We start from the raw sequence: 13,564 nt of genomic DNA, 5'->3' as shown, positions 1-13,564 counted from the left end.
TGGCGTCGGCTGGCAGGGCTGGGACACCCCCTCGGCCTCCGAGGGCGGCACCACCGGCCAGGGCCGCGCCGTCGAGGCCGTGCGCCTGAGGCTCACGGGCTCCCTCGCCAAGGACTACGACGTCTACTACCGCGTGCACGCCTCCAACATCGGCTGGATGGCCTGGGCCAAGGACGGCGAGGAGGCCGGCACCACCGGCTTCGGCAGGAGCGTCGAGGCCGTCCAGATCAGGCTCGTCAAGAAGGGCGACGCCGCCCCCTCGTCCGACGGGGCCAACGTCGACTACGCCTTCAAGAAGAAGCCCATGTCCCTGACCTACCGCGCCCACGTCTCCAACGTTGGCTGGCAGGGCGCCGTGTCCGACGGGGCGACCGCCGGCACCACAGGCCGCGGCCTCGCCCTCGAGGACCTCAAGCTCTCGCTCGACAGTTCCGACTACTCAGACGGCTCGTGCGTCCAGATCGACGCCCACGTCTCGGGCGTCGGCTGGCAGGGCTGGGACACCCCCTCGGCCTCCGAGGGCGGCACCACCGGCCAGGGCCGCGCCGTCGAGGCCGTGCGCCTGAGGCTCACGGGCTCCCTCGCCAAGGACTACGACGTCTACTACCGCGTGCACGCCTCCAACATCGGCTGGATGGCCTGGGCCAAGGACGGCGAGGAGGCCGGCACCACCGGTATGTCATGCTCTCTCGAGGCTGTTCAGATTAAGCTCATTAAGAAGGGTACCTCCCATCCTGATACATCGGGCTATCCCCATCTTGAAATACCTACGGTGACATATTCCGCTCAGGTGAAAGGTGCTTGGCAGAATTATGTCCCTGCCGGAGAGGTGTCCGGTACGACCGGTCAGGGAATTCCCATCACCGGGTTTTCGGCTAAAACTACTTCATCTGTTGCCGGCGGGATTGCTTATCAACTGCATCTTTCGAATGTAGGCTGGACTTCTGGCAAGACAAACGGGGAGCAGCTTTCGTCTACCGCTGAATCTAATTCGGTTGAGGCTATTAAAATTTCTCTTTCTGGTGACTTAGCAACCTATTTTGATGTTTGGTATAGGGTCCATGTCGATAATGTCGGCTGGCTTGGTTGGACTAAAAATGGTGCCGTTGCCGGTAGCACTGGCTATGGGACGCATGTCCAAGCTGTTCAAGTTCGACTTACAAGGAAGGGCGCCAATGCCCCCGGGAGCACCGTTTCGCCATGTTTGCTTGGGCAGCCTTCTGCGTTTGCAAATCCTATGCAGAAGAAGATTGTTGATCTTGCCCGACAGGTACCGTCTCCTGGCCCGGGATTGTGCTCCGAGTGGATTGCAGATATCTACGAGCGTGCCGGATTTAGGAACGTCCATACAGATGCCTGCGATTACTACTGGGATTATTGTAAATTCACCGATTATTCTCAGCTGAAAGTTGGAATGGTCATTGCCGTTCCTTCGCATACGCATACCCGCATGGGCAGCATTTACGGTCACGTTTGTCTCTATATTGGCAATAACCAGGTTATGGATAATGTCGGTCAGATCAGGACGCTCGATATGGCGTACTGGTTGGATTATTATTCCACCTCATATAAGCCAAAGTGGGGTTGGTATGACAACGTGCCGCTTGCATAGCTGATCGAAAGTCATGCCTTCGCACAGGTTCTAGCAGTTACTCTGGTTAAAAACGAACGGGTCGTTTTGCAACGGTCCGTTCGTTTCTATTTAAGTGCCATTCACGTTTTCGGTATTTAAGCAATTGCCGAAACGATAAATAATGATGCTAAAGATGGTCGATTGATGGGGAAGTCGAATGAAAAAGACGCAACGACTGCTAGCAACGGCAATGACGCCATTACTGATTCTTCATTGTCTTCTGACGCCCCTTTCTGTCTGGGCTGATTCTTTACCGGTGCAGCCGGAGTCTACTGATTATTCCAATAGCGACGCCAGCAGCTCGGAAGACGAGAGTTTCGTCCTAAATGATGAACAGCAGGGGGTTGAAGTCGAGCAGCCGACTGTGTCAGACAATGATTCTCCCTCATCCGTTTCTAGCGAGTCTGCTTCCAATGCGACTGATTCGCCGAAACCCGAAAATGATGTATCCGCTGTCTTTGGTTCTGTTTCATACCAGACTCATGTACAGGATATTGGCTGGCAGGCTCCCGTTTCAAATGGAATGACGGCTGGCACAACAGGTCGTGCTAAGCGCGTTGAAGCCCTCAAGATCAATCTGCTTTCACAAGATGGCACCCCTTTGGGGAATGACAGCATTTCGGTCCAATCACACATTTCCGGGATCGGCTGGGAGCCTCAGCCGGTGGGTAACGGGCAGACATCTGGAACAGTTGGACAGTCGCGAGCCATCGAAGCGATCAAGCTATCTTTGTCGGGCGGTCTTTCTGACTCGTATGACATTTGGTATCGCGTTCATTCTGCAAATGTTGGTTGGCTTGGCTGGGCCTCAAATGGTGAGCCTGCTGGAACACAGGGCTATGCTTATCAGATCGAAGCTATTCAGATAAAGGTGCTTCCAAAAAATGCTCAAGATGCGCCAGCGCGAGGCGATGCCTTTAGGGACCATTCCCAGGAACCGCCTACTGTTTCCTATCGATCTCATATCTCCAATGTTGGATGGATGGGTGTTGTCGCGGACGGAAAGACATCGGGGGTCATTGACTCAAGAAATGCAATCGAGGCACTGTCGCTTAGTGTTAATTGGTATGGCCACGGAGGCTCTATTTCCTCTCGCGCGCACGTCTCTGGCATTGGTTGGCAAAGCTGGTCTTCAGGTACTGTTGGCACGACCGGGCAGTCTCGGTCAGTTGAGTCCGTTCAGTTTAAGCTCAATGACGAGATATCTGCAACTTACGACATTTGGTACCGTGTGTATGCTTCCAAATTGGGCGGATGGTTGGGCTGGACGTCCAACGGGTCTCCTGCGGGCTCGGTGGGGAAGGGTGCCGCCATTCAGGGTATTCAGGTTATGTTGGTCGAAAAGGGCTGCTCTGCTCCTGGAGATACAGCGAATCATTTTATTGGAGCTACGGATGTTCTGAGTGGCAGTTCGTATGGCCTTAATGGCAATAGCTTGGGCACTGTGCAGGGTAAAACGATTTTAATGGGTTCCGAGAGCGGCTCTGAGCCTTTAACATCGCTTTCTATTTCGTTTGATAATCAAGAGACTTCAGGTTCAATCGGTTATTCAGGCTGCTATGAATTTAGTGGATGGAGCGGAGTTGTTTCTGACGGTGCCGCGCTCAATTCTAAAAATGATGGCCGTACTTTGAAGGCCGTGAGATTGACTCTTACTGGTGATTTGTCTAATGCCTATGACGTTTGGTACCGGTGTTTTGACTCCAAAAAAGGATGGCTTGGCTGGGCGTGTAATGGCGCGGATGCGGGGGCAACGATACCGGGTTCATTCCTTAAGGCTGTCGAAGTAAGGATTATCAGTAAAGGCAGTGGCGCTCCCGGAGTAACGGACGGAGCATTTGTTTCCGATACTTCCGCCGATTGCGCTCATGTTGTTTATCAGGCCCATTCCGCTAGCCGTGGGTGGTTTCCATCTGTTTTAGATGGGCAGGATGCCGGCACAACGGGAAAATCGCTTTCGCTTCAAGCTCTGAATGTGGTGCTGGCCGGTGTGGATGATGATTCTCTGGTTGAGGCACGAGCTCATGTTGCCAATATTGGTTGGCGGGAATGGCGGTCTGCCGGTTATGTTGGGACCGTTGGACAAGGATTGGCCATTCAGGCTCTTGAGCTGCGCATTAATGGTCCCCTCGCGAATCAGTATGACATCTACTATCGAGTTCATTCGGCTGGTTATGGTTGGTTGGGTTGGGCCAAAAACGGCGATTCCGCTGGAACTACCGGGTTAAATATCCAGATAGAAGCTGTCCAAATTAAGCTTGTCGCGAAGGGCGGGAATCCTGGCTCATCGTCTGCGCCCGCATTTATCTCTGCTCCAGCTCTAACGCTCCAGGCGCATGTCGCCACGCTTGGTTGGATGAATCCCGTTGGCAACGGTGGTGTTGCGGGCACAACCGGCAGATCGCTTGCTATTGAGGCGCTGAAGTTGAATGTCTCCAGTAGCGTATCAGGCGGTATTGAGTACTCCGCCCATGTACAGGATGTGGGCTGGCAAGGTTGGACTTCCAATGGGAATGTCGCTGGCACAGTAGGCTGCGCAAAGCGTATCGAGGCTCTTAAGATTAAGTTGACCGGTGATTTATCGAACTACTTTGATGTTTGGTATCGAGCATATTGCCAAGGCTTTGGGTGGCTCGACTGGACCTCAAATGGGCAGCCTGCGGGTACGTCTAGGATAGGCTGCAGAGTCGAGTCTGTTCAAGTGAAGATTGTTCCCAAGGGCGCTGGTGCTCCCGGTTCTACTGCGCGTCCGTTTACTGACCAGCCCTTGTTGCCGGCAGATATGATGACTATGCTTAATCGAGCTAATAGATATTCGAGCAGCACAAGCTGGCTCATTATGGTTGACAGGCAAGCATGCCGCCTTGGAGTTTTTCGTGGACAGCGCGGGTCGTGGAGTTACGCTCAATACTGGACTTGCTCTACCGTCGCCCCTAGTACTCCAACGCCTACGGGTGAGTATACCGTCACCGGCAAGGGCTACTCGTTTGGACATGGGTATACCTGCTACTACTACACGCAGTTTTACGGTGACTATCTGTTCCATTCAATACCGTACTACCAGGGAACTTTTAATCCCATGGACAGCCGAATGGGAATGCATGTTTCACAAGGCTGCGTGCGTTTGCCCATTGATCGCGCTAAATGGATTTGGGATAACGTGCCCCTTGCTACCAAGGTGGTAATCTACTAACTATTCCCGTAAGCGGTGAGAGCTTGTTAGAGGGCCCTTTCCTGTTGCCGTAGTCTTGGCAACAGGAAAGGGCCCTTGCCGTTGGATTAGGCTCCTTTTTCTTCGTTCACCTAATTGGTGACATTAATGAAGCTAACTCCCGATAGTATGGTTATTGACGACCGTCTATCTAGGAGGCGATTCTTTTGAAAAGGCAATTTAGAGCATTTATTGTTCTGATTTCCTGCTTCATGACGATGCTGCTTTTGAGCCCTTTGGCTTGTTGGGCAGATCAAAATGTTGGTTCCAACGAATATGAATCCGTTCCAGAGACCCAATCCGACCCCTCGGATCAAACTGCTGCTGTAGCCGATGAAACGGCGCCTTCGATTGATGCTACCGTGGAGCCCAAAGAGGCGGCCCCGGACGTCAGCTATAAATCTCACATTTCAGGCATTGGTTGGGAGCCGACGTTTACATCGAATGGCTCGACCTCTGGCACAACAGGCCAGTCCCGTAGGCTTGAAGCACTCAGGGTTTCCCTCCCTAATTCAGAAGACCTTGGTATCGAATACCGCTCTCATGTTCAAAATGAAGGCTGGCAGGATTGGGTTTCTAATGGAGCCGTCTCCGGCACAACGGGAAAGGGCCTTCAGATTGAAGCCGTCGAGCTCAAGCTGACGGGCAACAGGGCGGCTTCTTATGACCTGTATTATCGCGTTCATGCTTCTAATTTCGGCTGGCTTGGATGGACTTCAAATGGGTCGACTGCGGGAACCACCGGTTGGTCTTATGCCGTTGAAGCAATACAGATCGTCATTGTAAAAAAGGGTGACGCGGCGCCCGGCGATACTGCTGGTGCCTATGTCCCATATGTCTTTAATTGCTCTCTTTCTCAGGTTGGGGAGACGACTAAAGTAACCCTGAATATTCCGCAGGTTGAGGATATAAAACGACTCGGTATCGCTGATTCGATAAGGGTGGCGGGCTCCATGTCGTATGGAGGGAAGGTTACCCGTTCTGTTTCCAGCACGATCGCACTCGGAGATTTGGATTCCAGCTCCAGTGAAATTGAATTTAGCGATTATGGTCCGTTTGACGTTTCGTTGCAGTATTTGAAGAACGGAAACATCGTTCATGAGGACCATCAGTCAATCGGCATTTCTGCGAGTGAATACAACCTTGCCCCTTTGAGTGCTTCTTTCCCTGTTGTTCTCTATTCGCTATCTTTCTGGGATATCAGCACCTCTTCTGCCGGAACGACCATTCCGTCGATTGTAATGCTCGATCGTCCAAGTGCTTATAACTGGAACTCGCTTCCGTCCGGGATGTATGGCCTTCCGTATCTGACTCGTGAGGAGAATGCTTCTGGTTCGAGCTATCAGGCGTTCGCGGATTATGTCGCTGCTCTCTACAAGATCAACCCCAATGCAAAGTTCAATCTGTATATCAATGACATTACCTGTTCGTTGATTCATAGGATGATTTACGCCAATAAAATTCCCACTGGTCAATACTCCATTCGGCTGTTGTCCGATGGCTCTGCCACGTATGTATTTACCAACGAGGCCTTTGACGTCAAGGATCCAGATTCTAAGCAAGCTGAGCTGATTGCTTTATGGAACGCTGCTAAGAATAAGGAATACGAAACCGGTGAGGTCTCAAAGTCGTATAGCGATTATCACGATCACTGGGATTCTATGTATGCCGTGCTGAGTATTGAGCCCGGTACTCAGTGGTGGATGACTCGCACCAATTTGTTTACAAGCGGTGACGATAATGCTTTTGCCAATAGAATAGCCTCAGACCCCAACGTTAAGAAAGTAAACGTTTCGAGCATGCTTACGAGCTTGCAAAATAGGGGAGAGGATACGGTCCAAGCGTTTAAGGCACTGTACAACTTTAACGATGGTTATTTTGATGCGGCGACTCAACAGGGCAAAAAGGTAATGATGCTGCTTGGAACGTATGTTTCTTACGAGCAGAATTTTGACGACTATGCCAACTTGACGGAAGTCATCTATGGCGATGACTACTTGTATTATTACAAGGGGCATCCGAACACACCGACGGGCATGTATCCCCAAAAGCAGGAGCAGCTTGACCGTCTTGGTATTACCGATGTTGATTCTTCCGTTGCTGCGGAACTGATTCTTTTCTTTAATCCGGAGATTGGGCTGTCGGGCTACGGGTCTAGTACATACAACTCGGCTAGCGCCGATGCCGCCGGTGGACTTTGGAATTCTACGAAGTCCGAAGCGTTGAAGCCCGGCGCTGCTATCGATTATTCGATTATGGATTGGTTTGCTTCGCCTATTACTGAGGACTCAGACGCGGCTATCAGGTCCCTTTGCAAGCAAGATGACTCCTGCTATCTCGTGGAATTTTCGGATGCCATACTTGCTACGACCAATTACGACTTCGCTATCTATTCGCACGATAGCGGTGCTTTGACTTATTTCAAAAAAGGTGAGTCTGGCTACGACGTCGTCAAGGTGTCAAGAGGCTCTCTTGACGTCTTGGCAACTTCGCATGTTTCGAATGACGGCTGGCAGTCGGCTTCCAAGGGAGGAAATACTTCCGGGACCGTCGGTCAGTCAAAAGCTGTCGAGGCTATTACTCTCAACCTGCAGAATGCTCCCTACGATGGCAGCTTGGAATACAGGACGCATGTTTCCGATTACGGTTGGCAAGACTATGTGAAAGAGGGAGAAGTCTCCGGTACTACGGGTCAGAGCAAGTCTGTCCAGGCTATCCAAATTCGACTTACTGGTGAGATGGCCAATCGTTATGACGTTTATTATCGAGCTCACGTTCAGGATAAGGGATGGCTCGGTTGGGCCTGCAATGATCAAGTTGCCGGAACGACCGGTTTCGTTTTGAGGCTAGAGGCATTTCAGGTCGTTTTGGTCGAAAAGGGTTCGCCCGCTCCTGGGGATACGAGTCAGCCCTCTATTCAGAGAGCGTTTTCAATCAAGGCACATGTTTCAAACCTTGGTTGGCAGTCGCCTGTTTACGAAGGCATGACCGTTGGCACAACTGGCCGAAATCTTGCTGTTGAGGCGTTGACGATTAGCAAGCCTGACCTAGGGTATTCCGGCGGCATCGAGTATCGAGCTCACGTTCAAAATATCGGCTGGCAAAAGTGGGTCAAAAATGGAAAGGTTGCCGGTACTACGGGGAAGTCTCTTGCTGTTGAGGCTGTTGAAATAAAACTGACGGGAGATCTTGCCAAGCATTATGACGTTGTCTATAGGGCACACGTTCAAAGCAAAGGTTGGCTAGACTGGGTTAAATCGGGCGAGTGTGCCGGTACAACTGGTGAGGCTCTGCATCTAGAAGCGCTTGAGGTTAGGCTGGTTGAGAAAAGCTAAATATAGATCCAATTTGCCTATATACCAACGCTAATGAAGTGGGGGTGAATTGATGGGGTTGTAGTCCCCTCAATTCACCCTCCTTAGTTGCAAGTTATTTGAAAGAGACAAACCGTGCTAGACTTTATCCTTTGTGTAAGGATTTCGTTTCGGCCTCTTTCATTAAGTCGTCATCATTAATTTCTATTGGGTGAATTAAGGTGAAGTTTGGTAATCATGAATTTGCTTTATACGGTTGATAACAATTTTGTCCCACAGTTGGCCGCCAATATTTGTTCGGTTGTTTCAAATCATTCCGGTATTCAAGACATTACTTTTCATGTCTTCTCTAATGGCATTACAGAGGATAACCAGCGTTTGCTCCAGGAGATGGTGACCGAATACAACCAAAACCTTGTATTTTATGATATTTCGAACTTCAAAGATGCTCTCGGGTTTGATTTTGATACATCGGGATGGAATGAAATAGTTCTTGCTAGGCTTTTGATGGCACATTTTCTACCTAATGAGATCGAAAGAGTTATTTACCTCGATGGCGATACGATTGTTCTTGGGGATATTGCTCTTCTTTGGAATCAAGATCTTAAGGGTTGCGTGGTTGGAATGGTTCCCGAGCCAACGGTCGGCCCATCTCGACTTAATGATTTAGACTTAAATGGCTGTCTGTACCACAATGCTGGCGTGTTGCTCGTTGATTTAAAGCAATGGAGATCAACTTGTTGCGAAGACCAATTATTGGATTATTGCGAGCGCCGCTCAGGACGCTTGTTTGCGAATGATCAAGATGCTCTAAATGCAGTACTTAAAGATAAGATTTGCAGTTTATCCCCTGCGTTCAATTATTCCAATATCTTTGACTACTATCCGTTTATATTCTTAAACTCGTTAATGCCGGGCTTTTCGGATGAAAACAGTTTTAATACCGCAAGATCGAAGCCCATCGTTGTCCATTATCTCGGCGAAGAGAGGCCATGGCGGCGGGGGAATACTCATCGCTTCAATAATGAGTATCACTTTTATTTATCAGAAACGTTCTGGAAGGACGCGAAAGATGAAGATGGTTGGGGCGCTTATTTTCTTGCTTGGCGGACTTTTAATTTCCTAACCAGGCCTTTTCCTCAGCTTCGTTATAAAGTGATCAGCGGGTTGATTCCCGCATTTCTTAAATATCGTGCCTCGCAAAGAAATAAATAGGATTATGGATAAAATCAAAGACAAGTCTGTTTGCATTGTTTTACCCACATATAACGGCGGAAAGTATTTGGCCAAACAGCTTGATAGTATCTTGGAGCAAACTTGGCCTAATTGCTCCGTCTATATTCGTGATGATGGTTCAACGGATGAAACTGTTGAAATTGCACAATGGTACTGTCGGTCAAACTCCAGCATTCATTTAATTCAAGATTCAATCGGTAATCTTGGGTGCCCAAATAGTTTTTATGAAATTATCAAACGGGTTCCCGAATATGACTACTATGCATTTGCCGATCAGGATGATATTTGGAAGACCGATAAAATTGAACGGGCAGTCAGGGCAATTGAAAATAGTGGAGACAAGGTGCCGACTGTCTACTTTTCTTCCTTTTCATATGTAAACGAAGATGGCGAGACGATACGCGAGTCGGCTCCGCAGGACAAGTACCTCTCTTTTCATAACACCTTGTTTTATACTCCCGGACTAGGCTTCACGATAGTATTTAATCGCCTTGCCTGCAGGGCCTTTATTCTTGAGGTAGATCCAGGGAATGAAATGCATGATCGCTGGCTGATTCGGTGTGCTTCGGCATTTGGAAAGGTATTGTTTGATTCCGTCTGTACGGCTTCACATGTTCGTCATTCCTCTGCGGTCACGTCTGGAGATAATCGTTATTTTGATCTTTTAAAGACCTATTTTAAGGACGAGCTATTTGGTGATAGATCGAAAGATGAGAGTAAAAAGTTAAGCCATTTTTCTGCGGTGTTTTATGATGAGCTTAGTTTTGAGCAGAAACATGAGCTTGATATTTTCACCAATGATGATGGGATTATTTCAAGACTTAGGAAAGCATTTTTCCCAAAGCGTCTGCGACCTACTTTGATTTCTGATTTACTTCTTCGCGTTTTGTTTTTATTCAACAAGGCCTGATGATCCACTGCTGGAGTGATTGTGTCTAATAGAAAAACGAAAGAACTCTCTGTTGAGCAGAGTCTTGTTTGGAACAGCGTCGGCTCGATGGCGTATTTGATTTGCAACTGGCTGATTACTGTTCTTGTGGTGACACTTGGTTCCGACATTAGCATGTCTGGTAGCCTTGCTGTGGCTATGTCTGTTGGTAATATTTTTGCGACCATTGTTTTGCTTAGAGCGCGCCCCGTTCAGGTTTCTGAGAGCTATTCTGATTTTACGACTGGGAATTTTATCGCTCATAGAATCGTTGCAACAATACTTGCCTGTGTAATTTGCTTCTTCTATTGTTTAGTCTCTGTTGCATTCAACGATTGGGCAGTTGTTGCTGTTTATTGCCTATTTAAAGCTGGTGATTCATTTGTCGATGTTCTTCACGGTGTGGATCAGGTAAACAACAGATTGGACATTGCGGCTATCTCTCAAATAGTTCGTGGCGTAGGAGTTCTAGTCTCCTTTTCGTTGTGCTTGTTGCTATTTGATAACTTGGTAATAGCCGTTGCTTCAATGGCTTTTGTTACCATAGCTGTTGTGCTTACATATGATTTTAGAATGACAAAACGGTTTTGTGCCGTTATACCTGATTTTGATTTTACTTCCCTTATCAAATTGTCGCGTATCTGCTTTCCCGGTTTTGTTGCATCTCTTGCGTGCACGGCTGTTGTTAGCGTAACAAGACAGTTCTATGGCCTTTCCTATGGAAATGAGGCGTTGGGTTTTTATGCCGCCGTTGCCACTCCGACTGCCGTAATTCAGGCTCTCGTATCTTATCTATATGCCCCCCTGCTTGGACCTATTTCGGCAATGTGGCGAGAAAACGAAACTCACCGATTACGCTTAGTATTTATTAAGATGCTCGTTTCCGTATTCGTTTTGACGGCGATGTGTGCCATGGCTAGTGCTTTCATAGGCGAACCTGTGCTTACTGCTATTTATGGCAAAGAAGTTGGCCTTCACTCAGATTATCTTCCGTTGGCACTCGTTGCTACCGCATTCACTGGTTTGAACTTTTTCACTATTGATGTCTTTATTGCATTTGGGAAACCGATTATTGGCACGATTTCTGGTGCCGCTTCGTTAGCGTTGGCCGTGTTTCTTTCTCGTTATTGTTTTGTGAATCCGGTATTTGTTTCTGATGCAAATGTCATCAATATCATTATCTTGGTGGCATACGGTTTTGGATTATTTTTTTCCTTCCTTTGTATAATTAACCTATTAAATCGGAAGGCGAAGCAATCTGTCACATCCGAACTGTAAATTCGCTCTCCTTGTTTCGATAGGGTTTTTCAGTTCGACTTGGGCTGTTTGATTGATATTCTGTACTGAGGATTCAGATGATGCATGAATTAAGAGCGCTGGTTATCATCCCAGCTTTTAATGAAGAGGCGAACATTTTAGATACGGTTTCTTCTGTGGAGGAAGCTGGATACGATTATGTAGTTATTAACGATGGCTCCACTGATGACACTTTGCGTGTTTGTCGCGATGCGGGGGTTAATGTCCTGGATTTACCGCAGAATCTTGGCATTGGAGGCGCGGTTCAAGCCGGACACAAATATGCCAAACGCTTTGGCTATGATGTAGACATCCAAGTTGATGGTGATGGGCAGCATGACGCCCATTACATATCGCGCTTGCTTGATGAAATAAATAATGGGTCTGATTTAGTTATCGGATCGCGATTTCTTGAGGAATCTGAAGGCTTCAAGTCAACCTTCTTGAGGCGTCTTGGAATTAGATGGCTCTCTGCGGTAATTCATCTTACAACTCACGTTCGTGTTAGCGACCCCACTTCTGGTTTTCGCGCATGTGGATCTAAGGCCATAGATCTGTTCTGTAAAAAATATCCCGTAGACTATCCGGAGCCGGATTCTGCTGTTGCGGCTATGGTTAAGGGCCTTCGCGTTACAGAAGTGCCTGTCGTAATGAAAGAACGACAGGGGGGAAAGTCGTCAATTTCTGGTTTTAGTAGCATTTATTACATGATAAAGGTTACTTTGGCGATTATCATCTCTTCATTCTCGAATTAGGACGGGTTGTTATGCATATTTCCTTACAGTTTGGTGTCATTACTGCTTGTTTAGTTTTGCTTTGTTTTGTGCTGCGTCTTGTATTAAAGGATAGCCTTCAGCTCAAGTATTCACTTCTTTGGATTGTTCTTGCATTGGTTTTGTTGGTATGCGGCCTCTTTCCGCAACCTCTTTACTTCATTTCAATTTTATTTGGTTTTCAGACTCCAGCCAATTTTGTTTTTGTCTTAGGGTTTTTATTTTTGATATGCATTGTTCTTTCTATGGCATGTCTGTCAAGTAAACAATCTTCTGCAATTGCTAACTTAACTCAACGAATTGCATTGCTTGAAAAAGAGCTTGAATCAAAAAATAGGGAGTAATGCCATGTGCTTGGCAAAAGATCATACATTTGTATTGTGCGCATACGGCGAGTCTCCGTACTTGTCTGACTGTTTAGATTCTTTAGTGAACCAAAGCACCCGAAGTAATATCCTTATATCGACGTCAACTCCTAATTCCTATATTGATCGTATAGCGTCTAATTATTCGATTCCGGTAATTGTTAACGAGGGGTCGCCTAGCATATCTCATGACTGGAATTGTGCTATTGCGAATTCAAATACAAAGCTTGTGACTATAGCTCATCAGGATGATATCTATAGCTCTAGTTATACGGAAACTATGCTGCGGGCTATGAAAGAAGCGGATCGACCTTTAATCTTCTTTTCTAATTATGGTGAGATAAGAAATGGCGTATATGAAGAAAACCTCCTTATTCTGAAAATTAAGAGAATTTTACTTCGTAAGTTTGCTCGCCACGGCGCTCTTTCATCGGTTAAGGATAAAAGGGATATCCTGAGGTTCGGTTCCGCCATCTGCTGTCCTTCTGTGACATTTAATCTAAGCATCTTACAGACACCGTTATTTATGACAGACATGAAATGTGACTTGGACTGGGAGGCATGGGAAAGATTCTCGAAAATCGACGGATCTTTCGTTTATTCTCCCGAGGTTTTAATGTTTCATCGAATTCATGAAGGCTCTGAGACCACGGCGTTGATTAAAGATGATACAAGGAGGTCGGAGGATGAAACTATGCTTCAAAAATTCTGGCCCAAGTGGTTTGCTCCAATAGTCTGTAGCCTGTATTCGCTTAGCATGAGAAGCAATTCTTTATGACGCTGCAACAATGCCGGCGTAAGTTGAACA

General features: G+C 47.6%; 8 protein-coding genes and 1 pseudogene. All 9 read left to right on the top strand.

Features of this window, described 5'->3' with window-relative positions:
* Positions 1-1,612, top strand: a pseudogene (locus PMX70_RS09595) (hypothetical protein); the annotation flags it as partial.
* Positions 1,613-1,790: 178 nt separating this feature from the next.
* Positions 1,791-4,826: a L,D-transpeptidase family protein gene (locus PMX70_RS09590; RefSeq protein WP_271743449.1), complete on the top strand. Its 3,036-nt coding sequence runs from the start codon at positions 1,791-1,793 to the stop codon at positions 4,824-4,826.
* A 185-nt stretch (positions 4,827-5,011) separates the two neighbouring features.
* Positions 5,012-8,179 (top strand): hypothetical protein, encoded by a 3,168-nt coding sequence (locus PMX70_RS09585; protein WP_271743448.1) that lies wholly within the window; start codon positions 5,012-5,014, stop codon positions 8,177-8,179.
* 216 nt (positions 8,180-8,395) lie between these two features.
* Positions 8,396-9,373, top strand: a complete 978-nt coding sequence (locus PMX70_RS09580) for a glycosyltransferase family 8 protein (protein WP_115596199.1) — start codon at positions 8,396-8,398, stop codon at positions 9,371-9,373.
* 4 nt (positions 9,374-9,377) lie between these two features.
* A complete protein-coding gene (locus PMX70_RS09575; protein WP_006236225.1) occupies positions 9,378-10,304 on the top strand; it encodes a glycosyltransferase family 2 protein in 927 nt (308 codons plus the stop codon).
* 21 nt (positions 10,305-10,325) lie between these two features.
* A complete protein-coding gene (locus PMX70_RS09570) occupies positions 10,326-11,600 on the top strand; it encodes a lipopolysaccharide biosynthesis protein (RefSeq protein WP_271743447.1) in 1,275 nt (424 codons plus the stop codon).
* A gap of 77 nt (positions 11,601-11,677) precedes the next feature.
* A complete protein-coding gene (locus PMX70_RS09565; RefSeq protein ID WP_082222965.1) occupies positions 11,678-12,373 on the top strand; it encodes a glycosyltransferase family 2 protein in 696 nt (231 codons plus the stop codon).
* A gap of 11 nt (positions 12,374-12,384) precedes the next feature.
* Entirely contained in the window at positions 12,385-12,735 is a 351-nt protein-coding gene (locus PMX70_RS09560; protein ID WP_271743446.1) for a DUF2304 domain-containing protein, read from the top strand.
* Positions 12,736-12,739: 4 nt separating this feature from the next.
* Positions 12,740-13,534 (top strand): glycosyltransferase family A protein, encoded by a 795-nt coding sequence (locus PMX70_RS09555; RefSeq protein WP_082222967.1) that lies wholly within the window; start codon positions 12,740-12,742, stop codon positions 13,532-13,534.
* Positions 13,535-13,564 lie beyond the last annotated feature (30 nt).

The organism is Collinsella aerofaciens, from assembly GCF_028206795.1.
GTDB classification, from domain to species: domain Bacteria; phylum Actinomycetota; class Coriobacteriia; order Coriobacteriales; family Coriobacteriaceae; genus Collinsella; species Collinsella aerofaciens_AX.
Note: the sequence above shows the minus strand (reverse complement) of the source record. Positions and strands in the feature narration are given on the sequence as shown.